General features: G+C 59.6%; 16 protein-coding genes and 1 tRNA gene. 15 read left to right on the plus strand and 2 right to left on the minus strand.

Features of this window, described 5'->3' with window-relative positions; all coding sequences use genetic code 11:
- The 5 genes from B3187_RS11630 to B3187_RS11650 all read left to right on the plus strand — a co-directional run.
- Positions 1-555 (plus strand): aminotransferase class IV (locus B3187_RS11630; protein WP_286806613.1); only part of this gene is annotated, 555 nt, incomplete at its 5' end.
- Positions 552-1,580: an endolytic transglycosylase MltG gene (gene mltG / locus B3187_RS11635; RefSeq protein ID WP_286806615.1), complete on the plus strand. Its 1,029-nt coding sequence runs from the start codon at positions 552-554 to the stop codon at positions 1,578-1,580. The genes B3187_RS11630 and mltG, both read left to right, overlap by 4 nt.
- A gap of 163 nt (positions 1,581-1,743) precedes the next feature.
- On the plus strand, positions 1,744-3,477 hold the full coding sequence (locus B3187_RS11640) for a glutamine--tRNA ligase/YqeY domain fusion protein (protein WP_286806617.1): 1,734 nt from the start codon (positions 1,744-1,746) through the stop codon (positions 3,475-3,477).
- Between the two features lie 6 nt (positions 3,478-3,483).
- A complete protein-coding gene (gene cysS / locus B3187_RS11645; RefSeq protein ID WP_286806618.1) occupies positions 3,484-4,875 on the plus strand; it encodes a cysteine--tRNA ligase in 1,392 nt (463 codons plus the stop codon).
- Between the two features lie 44 nt (positions 4,876-4,919).
- Entirely contained in the window at positions 4,920-5,150 is a 231-nt protein-coding gene (locus B3187_RS11650) for a hypothetical protein (RefSeq protein WP_024460244.1), read from the plus strand.
- Between the two features lie 7 nt (positions 5,151-5,157).
- Here B3187_RS11650 and B3187_RS11655 read toward each other — a convergent pair whose 3' ends face one another.
- Positions 5,158-6,432 (minus strand): HlyC/CorC family transporter, encoded by a 1,275-nt coding sequence (locus B3187_RS11655; protein WP_024460243.1) that lies wholly within the window; start codon positions 6,430-6,432, stop codon positions 5,158-5,160.
- A 66-nt stretch (positions 6,433-6,498) separates the two neighbouring features.
- Positions 6,499-7,302, minus strand: coding sequence for a cytochrome C assembly family protein (locus B3187_RS11660; RefSeq protein WP_123637419.1), 804 nt, complete (start codon positions 7,300-7,302; stop codon positions 6,499-6,501).
- 207 nt (positions 7,303-7,509) lie between these two features.
- On the opposite strand from B3187_RS11660, the gene ffh reads away from it, so the two are divergent.
- From ffh to B3187_RS11710, 10 genes are all read left to right on the plus strand, one after another.
- On the plus strand, positions 7,510-8,910 hold the full coding sequence (gene ffh, locus B3187_RS11665) for a signal recognition particle protein (RefSeq protein WP_286806623.1): 1,401 nt from the start codon (positions 7,510-7,512) through the stop codon (positions 8,908-8,910).
- 11 nt (positions 8,911-8,921) lie between these two features.
- Entirely contained in the window at positions 8,922-9,365 is a 444-nt protein-coding gene (locus tag B3187_RS11670) for an META domain-containing protein (protein ID WP_286806625.1), read from the plus strand.
- A gap of 16 nt (positions 9,366-9,381) precedes the next feature.
- Complete coding sequence (locus B3187_RS11675) at positions 9,382-9,897, plus strand: hypothetical protein (protein WP_123637416.1); 516 nt, start codon at positions 9,382-9,384, stop codon at positions 9,895-9,897.
- A gap of 425 nt (positions 9,898-10,322) precedes the next feature.
- Positions 10,323-12,020, plus strand: a complete 1,698-nt coding sequence (locus B3187_RS11680) for an NAD-dependent malic enzyme (RefSeq protein ID WP_286806628.1) — start codon at positions 10,323-10,325, stop codon at positions 12,018-12,020.
- 56 nt (positions 12,021-12,076) lie between these two features.
- Positions 12,077-12,436, plus strand: coding sequence for an MmcQ/YjbR family DNA-binding protein (locus B3187_RS11685; RefSeq protein ID WP_123637414.1), 360 nt, complete (start codon positions 12,077-12,079; stop codon positions 12,434-12,436).
- 27 nt (positions 12,437-12,463) lie between these two features.
- Positions 12,464-13,078, plus strand: coding sequence for a helix-turn-helix domain-containing protein (locus tag B3187_RS11690; protein ID WP_286806631.1), 615 nt, complete (start codon positions 12,464-12,466; stop codon positions 13,076-13,078).
- Positions 13,079-13,089: 11 nt separating this feature from the next.
- Positions 13,090-15,264 (plus strand): fatty acid oxidation complex subunit alpha FadB, encoded by a 2,175-nt coding sequence (gene fadB, locus B3187_RS11695; protein ID WP_286806633.1) that lies wholly within the window; start codon positions 13,090-13,092, stop codon positions 15,262-15,264.
- On the plus strand, positions 15,261-16,439 hold the full coding sequence (fadA, locus tag B3187_RS11700; protein ID WP_123637411.1) for an acetyl-CoA C-acyltransferase FadA: 1,179 nt from the start codon (positions 15,261-15,263) through the stop codon (positions 16,437-16,439). Before fadB ends, fadA begins: the two co-directional genes overlap by 4 nt.
- A gap of 179 nt (positions 16,440-16,618) precedes the next feature.
- Entirely contained in the window at positions 16,619-17,545 is a 927-nt protein-coding gene (locus tag B3187_RS11705; protein ID WP_286806637.1) for a TraB/GumN family protein, read from the plus strand.
- Between the two features lie 157 nt (positions 17,546-17,702).
- Positions 17,703-17,787 (plus strand) — tRNA-Leu (locus B3187_RS11710).
- The last annotated feature ends 4 nt before the right edge of the window (positions 17,788-17,791 follow it).

The raw sequence follows: 17,791 nt of genomic DNA on the forward strand, positions 1-17,791 counted from the left end.
CCGCAGATCAGTTATTGCTGGCAATTGCGTCCCGGCGTCTCACCCGCCTGGCAGAAGGGTGGGGACGGTGTGGTGCTCCACGAGTGTCGTCACCGTCTGGGGGATAATCCGGTATTGGCCGGCATGAAGCACCTGAATCGCCTGGAGTATGTGCTGGCCCGAATGGAATGGGACGACGAATACCCTGAGGGGCTGCTGAGCGATGCGGCGGGGTATATCATCGAGGGCACCTTGAGTAACGTCTTCGTCCGCCTGGAAGATGGCTGGTGGACCCCGCGCCTGGACCGTAATGGTGTGGCCGGTGTCATGCGTCGCCTGATCATGGAGGTCCTGGGGCCACAGCTGGACCTGGTGGTTCAGGAGGGCCAGGTGACCCGTGAGGCTCTGATCGGGGCCCGGGAATGGTTTATCTGCAATAGCGTGTTTGGCATCTGGCCTGTGACCGGGTTGGCGCCCGGTGGCGAAACTTGGACGGTCGGCCCTCAGACCCGGCAATTACAGAGCTGCTTTGAGCATTGGCTGGCCGATAACAGAAATCTGAAGGAGGTGCCGTGAAGCGGCTGTTGGGGAAACTGATTATTTTGGGTGTGCTGCTCGCCGGCGGGCTTGCCGCTTACGGGTACCACTGGCTGAACAGCCCGCTGGCATTGCCGGAGAATGGCCTGCGCCAGGAGCTCACCCGGGGGGAGACGCTGAGCCATCTGACATCAGAGCTTGGCGCCCAGGGCATTCTGCGTCATCCCCGGGCGCTGCGATTGTATGCGCGACTGACTGAGCAGACCGGGGTTCATGCGGGCGAGTACCACCTTCGCCCCGGGTTGACCCCCCGCACGTTGCTGGAGCAACTCAATGCAGGTGAGGTTGTTCTTCATCAGGTGACCCTGATTGAGGGTTGGACCTTTGCTCAGGCCCTGGCCGCACTGCACAGCGAGGATACCATTGTCGCGGAGCTCAAGGGGCTGAGCCGCGAGCAGCAAATGGCACGCCTCGAGCTGGATGTGGCGCATCCTGAGGGCTGGTTTTTTCCGGACACCTACCGGTTTGCTCGGGGCACCAGCGACGTTGAGCTGTTGCGCAGAGCGCATCGGATCATGCGTGAGGAACTTGAGCGGGTGTGGTCGCAGCGGGCCGACGGCCTGCCCTATGAGACGCCCTATGAGGCATTGATCATGGCGTCACTCATCGAGCGGGAAACCGGGGCGCCCTGGGAGCGGGAAGAGATTGCCGGGGTGTTTGTACGCCGCCTGAACCGTGGGATGCGTCTGCAGACGGATCCCACCGTGATCTATGGTATGGGGGATCGGTACGAAGGGCGGCTGACCCGCCGGGATCTGAGAGCGCCGACGCCCTACAACACCTACACCAACTCCGGCCTTCCTCCCACCCCGATCGCGCTGCCCGGGCGCGAAGCCCTGGCGGCGGCGGTCAATCCGGCGCCTGGAACGGCACTCTATTTTGTGGCCAAGGGCGATGGTACCCATGTGTTTTCTGACACCCTGGAGGCTCACAACAAAGCGGTGCGCGAATATCAATTGCAGCGACGGGAAGATTACCGCTCCTCCTTGCAGGCCGCGCCCTGATCCTGACATTCCGGGAGCGGTGGGGCACCGGTTCGCTAGGAAAAACCGGGGGGAGTGTTTACAATAGGCCGCTTTTCAAACCAATCTGATAGCCCGTTTTACCGGGCTTTCGCAATCTTCGGGACACTCGAATTCAACCGAGACCAATGGGAACGCAAGTCGTATGAGCGATCATTCGCCCGCCACGGGCAAAGACACCAAAGACACTGCGGGTACTGCAGAAAACCGCGCACCGGAAAAGCCCCTGCATTTTATTCAGCAGATCATCCGCAAGGATATTGAATCGGGCCAGGTGCAACAGGTGGTGACCCGGTTCCCCCCGGAGCCCAACGGCTATCTTCACATCGGACATGCGAAATCCATCTGCCTGAACTTCGGTATGGCGGAGGAGTTTGGCGGTGTCTGTCATCTGCGTTTCGACGATACTAACCCGGAAAAAGAAAACGAAGAGTATGTCAACGCGATCAAGGCGGATGTCCAGTGGCTCGGTTTTGAATGGGGCGGCCCGGTTCGCTATACCTCCGACTATTTCCAGAATCTTTACGACTGGGCGCTGCACCTGATTCGTGAAGGCAAGGCCTATGTCTGTGACCTGAGTCCGGATCAGGCGCGCGAGTATCGCGGCACGCTCACCGAGCCCGGCCGCAACAGCCCCTATCGGGATCGCTCCGTAGAGGAGAACCTGGAGCGCTTTGAAAAAATGCGTCGCGGTGAATTCGCGGAAGGTGAGTGTGTACTGCGTGCCAGAATTGATATGGCGGCGCCAAACATGAATTTGCGCGATCCGATCATTTACCGCATTAAAAAGGCGCGCCATCACCACACCGGGGACACCTGGAGCATCTATCCGTCCTACGATTTCGCTCATGGGCAGAGTGACGCCCTGGAAGGGATTACCCATTCCATTTGCACCCTCGAATTCGAAGATCACCGGCCTTTGTATGACTGGTTTATCGAGAATCTCCCGGTGCCCGCCAGACCCCGACAGTACGAGTTCGCGCGCCTCAATGTGAATTACACCATCACCAGCAAGCGCAAACTGAAACAGCTGGTGGATGAAGGGCATGTTGATGGTTGGGACGACCCTCGCATGCCCACCATTTCCGGTATGCGTCGGCGCGGCTACCCGCCGGAAGCACTGCGTAATTTCTGCACCGCGATTGGCGTTACCCGGTCCGATAGTGTCGTGGATGTCGGCATGCTCGAGTATGCCGTGCGTGATCATCTGGACAAGAACGCGCCGCGCGCCATGTGTGTATTGCACCCGCTGAAGGTGACATTGACCAACTACCCGTCGGATCGCATCGAGGAAATGCGCGCGCCAGGGCATCCGAACCGGGATGACTTCAGTGAGCGTGTATTGCCGTTTACCCATACGCTATACATTGAACAGGATGACTTCCGCGAGGAAGCCAACAAGAAGTACAAGCGGTTGGTGCTGGGCAAGCGTGTGCGCTTGCGCAATGCGTATGTGATTGAGGCCGATGAAGCCATCAAGAACGATGAAGGCGAAGTGATCGAGGTTCGGGCGCGCATCATCGAGGATACACTGGGTAAAGACCCGCAGGACGGCGTCAAACCCAAAGGCGTAATCCACTGGGTGTCGGCCACCCATCACCTCAACTGCGAAGTCCGCCTGTACGACCGTCTGTTCAGCGACCCGTCACCGGATTCGGGCGGCAAAGACTTCCTGCAGGCGATCAACCCGGACAGTCTCAAAATTCTGGAAAACTGCAAGGCGGAGATCAGCCTGGCGGGAGCCAAAGTGGGTAACCATTTTCAGTTTGAGCGCTCCGGCTATTTCTGCCTGGACAGCAAGTATTCCACCATCGACAAGCCCGTGTTCAACCGCACCATCGAGTTGCGCGACACCTGGGCCAAAATGGATCAACAGTAATTCACTATGACTCTGCATCTGTACAACACGCTGACGCGACAGAAAGAAGCCTTTCAACCCATTCAGCCGGGCAAAATTTCCATGTATGTCTGTGGGGTGACGGTGTATGACTACTGCCACCTCGGGCACGCTCGTGTGCTGGTGGTGTTTGATGTGATTGCCCGCTTTCTGCGCAGTCAGGGTTGGGATCTGACCTACGTCCGCAATCTGACCGATATCGATGACAAGATATTGCGGCGGGCGGAGGAGAACGGTGAGCCCTATCAGAGTCTTACCTCCCGGTTCATCGATGCCGCTCACGAAGACGAGGCCAAGCTGGGTATTGTTCCTCCCGATGTCGAGCCACGGGCAACCGCTCATATCGACGATATTCTCGCCATGGTGCAGACCCTGATTGACAAGGATTTTGCTTACGCGGCGAGCAACGGTGATGTCTATTATCGGGTGAGCCGATTCAAGGACTACGGGCGGCTGAGCAACAAGAATCCCGACGAGCTGCTCGCCGGTGCCCGCATTGATGTGGATGAGGCCAAAGAAGACCCGCGTGATTTTGCTCTGTGGAAACACGCCGAGGCCGATGAGGCCGGATGGGATTCACCCTGGGGGCGAGGTCGTCCGGGCTGGCATATTGAGTGCTCAGCCATGAGTAAACACTGCCTGGGTGAGCATTTCGATATTCACGGCGGTGGCCCCGATCTGCCGTTTCCGCACCACGAAAATGAAATCGCCCAAAGCGAAGCCGCCAACGGTTGCCACTACGTGAATTACTGGATTCATGCCGGTGCCTTACGGGTGGACGGTGAAAAAATGTCCAAGTCCCTGGGCAACTTCTTTACCATCCGCGATGTGCTGGAGAAGTATCACCCGGAGGTGGTCCGCTATCTGTTGATTGGCAGTCACTACCGCAGTCCGATCAATTATTCCGAGGACAGTCTGGTCGAGGCGCGCACCGGGCTGGAGCGCTTCTATGGCGCACTGCGTGATTACGCGGAGGTTGAGCCCGCCTCGATGGAGGATCTGGAAGGCAGTGCTTATTATCGGGACTTCGTTTCGGCGATGAACGATGATTTCAACACCCGCCTGGCGTTAGCCGTCATGTACGATCTGGTTCGCGATCTGAACAGTGAGTCCGACTCCGACAAGGCGCGGGCCATGGCCGCCGAGCTGAAGGCGCTGGGCGCTGTGTTCGGACTGCTGCAGGATCAGCCGGATCGGTTTCTACAGGCCGGTGGTGCCGATGCGATCGGTGCCGAGCAGGTTGAAGCGCTGATTGCCGAGCGTGCTGATGCCAAGAAGGCGAAGAATTTTGCCCGGGCGGATGAAATCCGCGACCAGCTTCAGGCGCAGGGAGTGGTGCTTCTGGACTCACCCAGTGGAACCCAATGGCGCCGGGAATAAGTCCTGTCCCATCGTCCGGAACGAAGCGCCAGCAGAGGTAAACTATGAAGTCTTTTCGAGCCACCTACCGTCGGTACCGCACCCTGTGGGTCAGCCTTCTGGCCTGCGCCGCGTTTCTGGCGTTGGCGGTGTACGGATGGGGGGTGAGTCTGCAGGACCTGGCCAACACGCTGTGGGTGGCAGCGGTTCTACTGGCGGGGCTGATTATTGCCGCGGCCATCCTGGGCTTTGTGCTGTTCAGGGTGCGCCGCTGGCGGGAGCGCCGCCAGCGCTAGTGCGTGGTCAGTTGGTGGCGGGGACGCGCTTGACCCGAAGCCAGGAAATCATTTTGTCCGTCAGTTCCCGGGTCTCAAACTGGTAACCGTCAATCGCAAAGCCGATATGCGCGTCCGGAATACTTTCAAGGTATTCCATCGCCAGACCGTTCAGCGTCTTGGGTCCGTCCTGCGGTAAGTCCCAATCCAAAGCGCGATTGATGTCCCGAATGAAAGTGCCGCCGTCAATCAGGTAGGTGCCGTCATCCTGGGGCTGAATATCCTCATCGGATTCCTCGGCGGAATTGGTGGTGAAGTCGCCGACGATTTCCTCCAGAAGATCCTCCAGCGTCACCAGTCCCTGTACCTCGCCGTACTCGTCAACCACTAATGCCATGCGGCACTTCTGTTGCTGGAAGTTCAGCAGTTGGGTGTGCAACGGTGTTGCTTCCGGGACGAAATAGGGCTCGTTCGCAAACTGGCGAATATCATCGAGAGTGACACTGTCATCCGTACCGCGAATGAAGCGGGCCGCATTGCGCAGGTGCAGAATACCGACCACGTTATTGATGTCCCCTTCAAACAGGGGCAGGCGGGTGTACTCACTGGTGCGAATCTGTTCCAGCAGGTCGGCCACGGGTAGCGTCAGGTCCAGGCCTTCGACCTCGTTGCGGGGGATCATGATGTCTTCAACCGTGGACTTTTCCAGGTCGAGAATATTCAAGAGCATCCCCTGATGCTGATCGGGGATCAGGTCTCCGGCTTCATCGACCACGGTTCTCAACTCCTCGGGGTTGAGATGCTCCACGCCGCTGTGCGCTTTATGGATGCCGAATACCCGCGAAATGCTCTTGGAGATGCCGTTCACCAGATAGACGGCGGGCGCGAGCACCACAGACAGAGGCTTGAGGAACCAGCTGGAAAAAAAGGCGAAACGCTCGGGATACAGGGCGGCGAGGGTCTTGGGTGTGACTTCCGCAAACACCAGCATGACAAAGGTCAGGATCAGGCCCGCAGCGGCAATACCGGCATCGCCGTAGAGGCGAACACCGATGACGGTGGCGATGGAGGCGGCAAAAATATTGACCAGGTTGTTGCCGATCAGAATCAGGCCGATCAACTTGTCGGGAGTCTTCAGAAGGCCAGTCACGCGAATCGCCCGATGATCACCTTTTTTGGTCAGGTGCTTCAGGCGGTACCGGTTGATGGACATCATCCCGGTTTCCGAGCTGGAGAAGAACGCGGAGAGGACCAACAGTCCGATGAGCGCGGCAAACAGTATTTCTAGCGGTGCTTCGTTCAAGGCGACTTATGCCCATTCTGCTGCGAGGCCGGGTATCTTGAAGCAGAACTCCCCCCGAATCAATAGTCAGACGGCCCCGAGAATCAGCTCCAACACCAACTTGCTACCAAAATACGCCAGCATCAGCAGCAGAAAGCCGCCCAGCGTCCAGCGGATGGCGGTATAGCCCCGCCAGCCCAGGTAGTGACGGCCTCCAAGTAGCACGCTGTAGATGACCCAGGCGGCGAGTGAGAACACCGTCTTGTGGGCCAGGTGCTGGGCAAAGAGGTCGTCAAGAAACACAAAGCCGGAAATGATCGACAGGGTCAGCGCCAGGTGACCGGCCCAGAGCAACTCGAACAGCAGGGCCTCCATGGTCTGCAGCGGCGGGAGCAGGCGCACCCGGCCGGTGGGGTGGCGGTGCTTCAGTTGGTGATTCTGCCAGGCCAGAAGCAGCGCCTGCAGGGTGGCGATGGTCAGAAGGCTGTAGGCCAGAATCGACAGGAGCACATGACTGGCCAGGGTGTAATCGAGCACCAGTGGGTGCCCCGACGCATTGCGCCCCAGTAACGAGGCGATGATGCCCAGGGCGGACAGCGGCAATAGCAGAATGAACAGATTGTGCAGGGGTTTGCGCAGGCTGCTCAGCAGGACCACGGCGTTGATGACCCAGAACAGTAGCGAGGAGACCCGGAAAAAGCCCAGTTCGATAGCCCGTGGTAGCGCGACCAGTTGATAAACCCCGATGCCATGGACGACCAGTGCCACGGCGACCGCAATAAGCAGGTGGCGGCGGTGGGGCTCCCGGCCCTGAAGCAGGGTCCAGATCAGATAGGCTCCGGTGAGCAGGTACAGTGCCGCCGCCAGGCTGTTGAGGAGCAGGGTGGTCATAGTCAGGGGGCGTCCTCGTATGAGCGTTGATATCCAGTGGTTTCCGGTGGGTAGCAGTGTGTCACAAGGTGTCGTCAAAGAGAAGCGGAAGGCTTCTCATTCTCCCGTCAGCCGGGGGCTGGGCCTCGTCGGCCCCATCGGCTGGACCCGGGCCCCACCTTTGGGGGTATAATCGCGCCCATCATTGATCTGCTGTCGAGAGTAACCATGTTCAATACGCTGAGTGATCGCTTATCCGATAGTCTGCGCCGGGTGACCGGCAAGGCCCGGCTGACCGAAGATAATATCAAAGACACCCTGCGGGAGGTGCGCAAAGCGCTGTTGGAGGCGGATGTTGCGCTGCCGGTTGTGAAGACCTTCGTCGCCCAGGTCCGTAGCAAGGCGCTGGGACAGCAAATCAGCAAGGCGCTCAACCCGGGCGAGCAATTCCTGAAGATCGTCCAGGAAGAGCTGGTGTCCGTGATGGGGGCTGCCAACGAGACTCTCGATCTGGCGGTCAAGCCTCCGGCGGTGATCCTGATGGCGGGCCTTCAGGGGGCCGGTAAAACCACCTCTGTGGCCAAGCTGGCTCGCTACCTCAAAGAGCGGGAAAAGAAAAAGGTGCTGGTGGTCAGTGCCGACGTTTACCGTCCCGCGGCCATCAAGCAGTTGGAAACCCTGGCCGAAGAAGTGGGCGTGGACTTTTTCCCCTCCACCGCCGAACAGAAGCCGGTGGCGATTGCCGATGCCGCGATCGCACACGCGCGCAAGCAGTTCGCGGACGTGGTCATTGTTGACACCGCGGGCCGGTTGCATATTGACGATACCCTGATGGAAGAGATTCAGGCGTTGCACAAGGCCGTCAATCCGGCCGAGACCCTCTTTGTGATCGACGCCATGATCGGTCAGGATGCGGTCAACACGGCCAAGGCGTTCAATGAGGCGCTGCCATTGACGGGTGTGGTGCTGACCAAAGCCGACGGCGATGCGCGCGGCGGTGCAGCGCTCTCGGTCCGTCAGGTAACCGGCAAACCGATCAAGTTCCTCGGCACGGGTGAGAAAGTGGATGCGCTCGAGCCGTTCCACCCGGACCGTATTGCCTCGCGTATTCTCGGCATGGGCGACCTGATGTCGCTGATCGAACAGGCCGAGCAGAAAATTGATAAGGACAAGGCGGACAAGCTGGTCAAAAAGGTCAAAAAGGGTCAGCGTTTCGACCTGGAAGATTTGCGGGATCAGCTCCAGCAGATGCAGAGCATGGGTGGCCTGGGCTCCATGATGGAGAAGCTGCCCGGCATGGGCAATATGGCCCAGCTGGCGCAACAGAATAACCTGACCTCCCAGTTCAAAGTCATGGAAACCATCATCGATTCCATGACGCCCTTCGAGCGCCGCAATCCGGACCTGCTCAGCGGCTCTCGCAAGCGTCGGATCACCATGGGGTCGGGCACCCAGATTCAGGACCTCAACCGGTTGCTGAAGCAGTATAAGCAGATGTCCAAAATGATGAAAAAAATGAAAGGCGGCGGCATGAACAAGATGATGCGCGGCATGGGTGGCATGATGGGCGGTGGCGGCGGTATGCCCGGTGCCGGCGGCGGCCAGTTGCCCCCGGGGTTCCGTCGCTGATGCGCCGGACAATGCGCGCCTTCAAAACGCTGGCATTGATGGCGCTGGCGTTGTCATCCGTCACTGCCTGCCAGTCATTTCGCACGCCGGCTGAACAGCAGACGGGCCCAGCGCTGTCGGAGTTTCAGGGCAGCTGGCGGGTCGTGGCGCTGAGCGGTGATGATCTGGACTCCTCGAGTCATGCGTTTGTCGAGTTTTCTGAGCCGCCGCGGCTTACCGGAAACGGTGGCTGCAATCGCTTCTTTGGTGTCTATCAGTACGACGAATCCGGGCTGCGTATCGACTCGTCTCTGGGCAGCACCCGGATGGCTTGCGCTGCGCCGGTGATGGCACAGGAGGCGCGGATGTTTGAACTCTTGCCTCAGGCCATCGCCGTCCAGTTGACCGGGTCCGATGTGTTGGTTCTGAAAGATGCCGACGGTACCGAGTTGCTGCGCGCGACTCGACAGCCCTGAGGGCAGGGCGAGCGCAATGCTTTTTTTTGATACCGAGTATCTGATTCGGCGGCCACTGACCGACGTGTTTTCCTGTCTCAGCGACTTCCAACGCTATCTGATGCAGCTGCCCGAATTTTATGGTGCGCATCTTACAACCGACGACAGCTCCATCGCGCCGGGCAAGGTGTACTGGATCAGTGTGCCCGAGGCCGATTATGCATATCGTACCCGGTTGGAGCTGATCGAAGTGTGCTCGCCGGAGCGTCTGGTTTACGACTATCAGTACACCGCTCTTGAGAACGATACACCTCTTTCTGCCAAAGAAGGGCCAATGCCCTGGGATCGGGCCCGAGTCGCATTGACCTGCTCGGCCTGTGAAGAGGGCACTCGGGTCTCGGCCCAGATGTGGGTGTTTGGCGTGCAGGGGTTTTTGGCTCGCTGGAAAGTCAACGCACTCAAAACCACGAGCGCCCGCGCACAGAAAAGCGCCAATGACAATATGGTGCGGGTTATTGAAAACCTGCTCGACGATAGCGCCGCCGATCGCTGAGTCACTCAGACGACGGCGAGCGGCACTCTCCTTCTACGAAACCGATCACCCCGTCTTTCGCACACGCGCTACAGGCATTGCCGAACGTGCGTTTCTGACCGGCGCCCGCCGACGTTTCTGTCGCCCACTCTTTGCTTGATGTCACCCCGTCGTCTTTTGGAGCAAGCTGGAAATAGCCGCAAACCGGATCATACTGCTGGGTGCAGACGTCGGGTCGCTCTTGCGGGCACGTGGTCAGATCTTCCGGTAGTGCCGGGGCCGGCTGCTCGTTCGCGGACCCTCCCTGACAGGCGGTCAGAGTGACCACCAGGGATCCGGTCAAAAGTACCTTAAGGCCGAGACCCGTCCTGGTTGTGCAAGCGGTGGCCTGCTCCGTGTCCGGGTCTGTGTTAACATTTGTTTCTTTGATAATCGTTGCAGGTGTCATGGTGAAAAAACGCCCCATTTATCTTCCGTTCGCGGGTCCGGCTTTGTTGGAAGCCCCACTGTTAAACAAGGGTAGCGCCTTCAGCACCCAGGAACGTCAACACTTCAATCTGGAAGGTCTGCTGCCCTACAGTATTGAAACGATTGAAGAGCAAAAGGCGCGCGCCTACGAGCAATTGTGCTCGTTTCATAACGACATTGACAAGCACATTTACCTGCGCAATATTCAGGATACCAACGAGACATTGTATTTTCGGTTGGTCGTGGATCACCTGGAAGAGGTGATGCCGCTGATTTACACGCCGACGGTGGGCCAGGCCTGTCAGCAATTTTCCAAAATCTATCGCCGCAAGCGCGGCCTGTTCATCACTTATCCCGACCGGGAGCGCATGGATGACATGCTGCAAAATGCCACCAAGCAGAAGGTCAAAGTGATCGTGGTCACCGACGGTGAGCGTATCCTCGGCCTGGGCGATCAGGGTATTGGTGGAATGGGGATTCCGATCGGCAAGTTGGCACTTTATACCGCCTGCGGTGGTATCAGTCCGGCCTACACCTTGCCGGTTGTTCTGGATGTGGGCTGTAATAATCAGTCCCTGATCAACGACCCCATGTACATGGGATGGCGTCACGAGCGCATCACCGGCGATGAGTACTATGCGTTTGTGGATCAATTTATCGAAGCGGCGCGCGTGCGCTGGCCCGATGCCCTGATCCAGTTCGAGGATTTTGCCCAGGGCAACGCGACGCCGTTGCTCGAGCATTACAAGGACCGAATCTGCTGTTTCAACGATGATATCCAGGGCACCGCGTCGGTGACCGTGGGCACGCTACTGGCGGCCTGTAAGGCCAAGGGCGAGTCCCTTGCCAAGCAGACGTTTGTGTTTGCCGGTGCTGGCTCCGCCGGGTGCGGGATCGCGGAACAGATCATTGTCCTGATGATGCAGGAAGGTTTGAGCGAGGCGCAGGCCCGTGGTCGGATCTACATGCTGAACCGTTCCGGTCTGTTGCGCTCGGGGTCGGAGAATGTGCGCAGCTTCCAGAAGCCGCTGTGCGTTCCGGATGAGCAGGTCGCCGATTGGGATCTGTCCAATAGCAAAAATCCCGACCAGATCAGTCTGTTGGATGTGGTACGCAACGCCAACCCGACGGTGCTGGTCGGTGTGTCCGGTCAGCCGGGGCTGTTTACCAAGGCGGTTATTGAAGCCATGCAGGCTCATTGTGAGCGGCCGGTGGTGCTACCGCTGTCGAACCCGACCTCCCAGGTGGAAGCCCAGCCGGTAGATATTCTCCGCTGGACCAGCGGCAAGGCTATCGTTGCGACTGGCAGTCCCTTCAAGCCGGTGGATATGGCGGGGCAGCGTCACGAGATTGCCCAGTGCAATAACAGCTACATCTTTCCCGGGGTCGGGCTGGGGGTTGTGGCCGCAAAAGCGTCACGGATTACCGACAATATGATGGTCGCGGCCAGTCGGGCATTGGCCGAGAGTTCTCCGATGGTAAAAACCGGCCAGGGAGCACTGCTGCCTCCGCTGGGTGAGATCCGCTCGGTGAGCCAGGTGATTGCCCGGGCGGTCTTCCGGCAGGCGGTTGAAGACGGTGTTGCCATGCCGGTACCGGAGGAGGTAATGGATCAGAAAATTGCGAGCAACTTCTGGGAACCGGAGTATCGTGATTATCGCCGAACCTCCTTTTAAGCTGTTAGACTATGGTTTTGTAAAATTAACCGACTACCTTGTGTGAGGCAAAATCAATGGATTACGAAAGTGCTAAGGCCAGCATATTGGCGAAACCTGAAGCGGTAGAACTGCAACCGGCAGGACCGGGCGTGGCGTCTTTCAAAGTGTGCCATAAACTGTTTGCGACCCTCGCCGAGGGAGAAGATGGCGTGCCTTACATCAACCTGAAGTGTGAGCCGAATCGGGCCCAGGAACTTCGGGATACCTATCCGGCCATTCAGCCGGGTCATCGTATGAATAAAGTCCACTGGAATAGTGTGATTCTGGATGGCAGTGTGCCCGAGGATCTGATCCTGGAACTGATCGATCACTCCTACGAACGAGTCGTCGAAAACCTCCCTCCGGCCGACCAGCAACGGCTCCTCGGTCGCTGACCGTCACATTCCGGGCAGGGTGGTAGAGTGAGTCAGACGGATCGTGACCCCGAAGCTATCGCGCTGGGAGAAAGGCTTCGCCTGGTGCGGGAGCTGAACGGGCTGTCCCAGCGCGAATTGGCCCGTCGCGCCGGTGTGACCAACAGCAATATTTCCCTGATCGAACAGGGCCAGATCAGCCCTTCGGTGGGGTCTCTGGCAAAGCTGCTCGACGCCATCCCCCTCTCTCTGGCGCAATTTTTCGCATTGGACACCCGAGCCCCCTTGGGCATCGTCCTGACCCGCGATCAGGTGATTCGCTCAGAACACCCCGAGTTGGGGTTGGTGATAGAGCGCTTCCCCCGATCTGACTGTCACTCCCTGTCACTTGAACGCCTGCAGTTTGCTCCCGGCGCAGACACGGGGGCCGAGCCCTGGCAACTGTCCTCAGCGCGATCCGGTTGGTTGCTGTCGGGCCGTCTAGAGTTGACTCTGGGGGTTCGCTGCTACACTTTGAACGAGGGCGATGGCTGCCAACTGCCCCAGGGGCAGTGGTTCCGTGTGCGCAATACCGGCTCGGTGCCGGCCATCGCGGTAGTGGCCCGCGGGGCGGATTGTCCAGTGCCGTTGACTCCGACCACACCTTTCGACCACGACCAATAGAGACTGTAGGTATGTATCAGGGACACACATTGAAGCTTGTCATGCTCGATGACGGTATCGCCGAGCTGGTGTTCGATCTGCAAGGTGAGTCGGTCAACAAATTCGGCCGGCAGACCGTTGTTGAATTAAGCGAAGCGCTTGATGCGCTTGCCGCGGCGACGCCCTCGGAGTTGAAAGGGCTGTTGATCAGCAGCGCCAAGCCGGCACTGATGGTCGGTGCGGATATCGGCGAGTTCCAGGGATTTTTTGCCTCCGGCGAGCAGGCCGTGAAGGATTATCTGGCGAGCAACAACCGCAACTTCAATCGCCTCGAAGATCTCCCGGTTCCCGTGGCCATAACGATTGACGGCTATGCGCTGGGCGGTGGCCTGGAGCTGTGTCTGGCCTGCGATTATCGGGTAATGACGCCCTCGGCCCGGATCGGACTTCCCGAAACCCAGTTGGGCATTATCCCGGGGTGGGGTGGCACGGTCCGGTTGCCCCGGCTGGTGGGCGTGGATACCGCTGCGGAGTGGATTGCCAGTGGCCGACAGTGGGATGGCAAAGCCGCGCTGAAAGCCGGTGTGGTGGACGCCGTTGTGGAGAGCGGCAAACTGCGGGAGGCGGGTTTGCATGTCCTGAAAGAATGTCATGAGGGTCGGTTTGACTATGCCGCCCGTCGAGCCGCCAAAACCGCGCCTCTCAAGCACAATCGGATTGAAGCCGCCATGGCGTTTGAAACGGCAAAGGCCGTGGTGGCCGCCCAGGCGGGGCGCCACTACCCAGCGCCAGTGGCGGCCATCGAGGTTATGGAAAAAGCGGCGGGCGAGGGCCGTGAGGCGGCACTGGCAATCGAGGCCGACACCTTTGCCCGCCTGGCGACCACAACCGTGGCCCAGGCTCTGGTGGGTATCTTTATCAATGATCAGTTGTTGGCTCGAAACGCCAAGCGCTGGCAGGCCGAGGACAAACAGGGTGTCTCGCGCGCGGCGGTCCTGGGCGCCGGGATCATGGGCGGCGGCATTGCCTACCAGTCGGCACTCAAGGGGGTGCCGATCAAAATGAAAGACATCGCCCGCAAAGGCTTGGAGCAGGGGCTGGAAGAAGCCAACCGGCTGTTGGTCAAGCGTGTCGAGAAAGGTCGCATGACCGCCAGTGCCATGGGCGAGGCGCTGAACCGGATTGAGCCGACCCTGGGGTACGACGGATTCGACGATGTGGATATGGTGGTCGAAGCGGTCGTGGAAAATACCAAAGTCAAACAGTCGGTGCTCGCCGAAACGGAGCGGGCGGTGGCCGAGTCCACCATCCTGGCCTCGAATACATCGACCATTTCCATCACCACGCTGGCCGAAGCGCTGAGCCGGCCAGAGAATTTCTGTGGGATGCACTTTTTCAATCCCGTGCATGCCATGCCGTTAGTGGAGATCATCCGGGGTGAGAAAACCTCCGATCGGGCCATTGCCCGAACGGTCGCCTATGCCAATCAGTTGGGCAAAAAACCCGTTGTGGTCAATGATTGTCCGGGTTTTCTGGTCAATCGCGTGCTGTTCCCCTATTTCGCGGGTTTCGCGCTACTGGTGCGCGACGGCGTCGATTACGAGCGGATTGATCGGGTCATGGAGCGCTGGGGTTGGCCGATGGGGCCCGCCTATCTGCTGGATGTGGTGGGACTGGATACGGCCATTCACGCCGAGCAGGTGATGGCCGACGCCTATCCGGATCGACTTCAGCGCGATTTCACCTCCTGTACCGAAGTGCTGTTTGACAGCGGGCGGTTGGGGCAGAAGAGCGCGGGCGGTTTTTACGATTACAGTGACGATCGCAAAGGGCGGCCGCAAAAACAGTCGAGCCCCCAGGCCCGGGAGTCTCTGGAGCCGATGGACAATACCGACCTGTCGGATGAAGCCATTGTGGCCCGAATGATGGTGCCGATGGTCACCGAGCTGGTTCGTTGCCTCGATGAGGGGATTGTCGCCTCGCCCGCCGAAGCCGATATGGCCATGGTGTACGGAACCGGCTTCCCTCCCTTTCGTGGCGGAGCGCTGCGCTGGGTCGATGCCGTTGGCCTCGACGCTTTCCGCGCCATGGCGGAACCCTGGGCTGACCTGACCCCGCTGTACCATCTACCCGATGGGCTTTTGCGCCGAATCGAGAGCGGCGAGCCTTTCTATCCTGTTGTTCCCTCTCAGGGAGGTGCCCAATGACCTTGCATCACCGAGACGCGGTTATTGTCGATTACGCCCGCAGCGCCATGGGGCGGTCCAAAAACGGCTGTTTCCGTTTCAGTCGGGCGGATGATATATCCGCCAGTCTGATCCAGGCGCTCTTGTCCCGCAACCCGGCCCTGGAGCCGGCGTCGGTCGATGACTTCATCTGGGGCTGTGTGCTGCAGCGCGAAGAGCAGGCCTTCAATATTGCCCGGAATATCTGGCTGCGGGCCGGTTTGCCTCACTCGGTACCGGCGCAAACCGTCAATCGTCTGTGTGGTTCTTCCATGGCGGCACTGCATACCGCGACCGCCAATATACGCGCCGGCCTGGGGGATGTTTACCTGATTGGTGGGGTAGAGCACTTGGGGCACCTGCCGATGTACGAGGCCATTGATCCGAACCCTCTGTTAGGGCTTTCGGTGGCCAAGGCGGCGGGAAATATGGGCGTTACCGCCGAATACCTGGCGCGCCTTCACGGCATCACCCGCTCGCAGATGGATGAGTTTGGCGCCCGCTCGCATCAGCGGGCGGCGGCCGCCCGGGCGCGTGGAAGCTTTACCCGGGAAATTGTCCCCGTGGCGGGGCACACTGAAGAGGGCTTTCCGATCATGGTGGCGGAAGACGAGACGATTCGTCCGGACACCACCGTAGAGGGGCTGGCGCAGTTGCGCCCGGTGTTCGATCCCAAGAATGGTCAGGTCACGGCTGGCACTTCGTCGCAACTGTCCGACGGCGCCTCGGCCATGGTGGTCATGTCCGCGGAGCGGGCCCAGGCTCTGGGGCTCAAGCCGCTGGCCCGGGTGGTGTCTATGGGGCTGGCGGGCGTGGACCCTTCCATCATGGGGTACGGGCCGGTTCCGGCCACCCAAAAGGCGCTGGACAGCGCCAATCTGACCATGGAAGACGTGGAGTGCGTGGAGCTCAATGAAGCGTTCGCCGCTCAGGCGCTGCCCGTGCTCAAGGATCTTCAACTGCTGGACGATATGGATCAGCGGGTGAACCTCAATGGTGGTGCCATCGCCCTGGGGCACCCCTTTGGTTGCTCCGGCACCCGCATCACCGGCTCTCTGCTCACCGCCATGACGGAGCAGGATATGACCTTGGGCGTGGCCACCATGTGCATCGGTCTGGGGCAGGGGATTAGCACCGTAATTGAGCGAATCAATTGAGCGCCCTCTAAAGGGGTCGATTTTCGTGCAGGTTCTGCTAGACTCCGTCGTCATTGTGACTCTCTGATGACGGCGGAGTGCGTTTGGTGGTCAATAGATTCGGTGCTCTGGCACCCGCGAACAGGCTGAGCGGCGCCCGTCCCTTCTTCGAAGGGCTGCGGAGTGCGTTGGCGTCGCTAATGCTCCTGTTCGTCGCGACGCTCTGGTCGGGAGCGCTGCAGGCCGAGAGGGCCCGCATTCACGACGCGCTTACCGAAGCGAGCCCAATGGCCATGGTTGAGGCTCCTTCACGCCCTCTCCTGTGGCGGGTTCAGCACCCGGATCAGCCGGAGCCCGTGTACCTCTTCGGAGCGCTGCACTTCGGCGATGACAGCTTTTTTCCTCTCCCCGATAAAGTGCTCGATGCCTACCGCGACTCGGATCTGCTCGCGGTCGAACTCGATGTCTCCCAGGTCGGCCCCGACCGTATGCACGCCACTCTGGCGCGAATGGGGCGCTATCCCTCTGGCGTTCAACTGTCCGAGCGCATCGCGCCGGCACTGTGGGAGCAGTTGAGTCAGGCCAGTCAGCGGTTGGGCCTGCAGACCGAGTCCATTGTGCATCTGCGGCCCTGGTTGGCGGCGCTGCAACTGGTCAATCTTCAGGTGGCCCGCAGCGATTACCGAGCCGGGCAGGGCGTCGACCGCTACTTTCTCGATCTGGCCCGGGGGGACAAGCCGGTAGAGCCTCTTGAAACCCTGGAGCAGCAATTGTCCCTGTTTGCCGGTATGACGGAAGTGGAGCAGAGCGCTTTTCTGGAGCATACTCTGGAGGACCTCGAGGCCACCGGGCCGCAGTTGCGGAGAATGGCGCGGGCCTGGCGGGAAGGGGATCGCTCGGACCTGGAGTCGGTCATCCTCGGGGCGTTTGATCGCGAGGATCATTTCAGTCGCACCCTCTATCAGCGAGTGTTCAAAACCCGCAATGAAGCCATGGCCAGTGCCGTGGAATCCTACCTCTCCGCCCAGCAACGGGTATTTCTGGTGGTCGGTATTGGTCACCTGATTGGTCCCGATGGTCTGGTCGATAACCTCCGCCAGGCGGGTTACCGCATCGAGCAGCTCTGAGCGCGCTTATTGAACCCTTCCGGGGCTTGTGGCACAATCTCCTGCCTTCACGCCGGCCGAAGGGCTGATTTTTGTTAAAAATTCATAAAAATCAGTGGCTTGGCGGTTCTGTGAAGTTTGCCTGTCGCGCCGCAAGCCAGGTGCGTCGGCAGTGAAAGCGGTCGTGGTGGAATTGGTAGACACGCCAGATTTAGGTTCTGGTGCCGAGAGGTGTGAGAGTTCGAGTCTCTCCGACCGCACCAATTT

The organism is Marinimicrobium sp. UBA4209, from assembly GCF_002381585.1.
Classification (GTDB): domain Bacteria; phylum Pseudomonadota; class Gammaproteobacteria; order Pseudomonadales; family Cellvibrionaceae; genus Marinimicrobium; species Marinimicrobium koreense.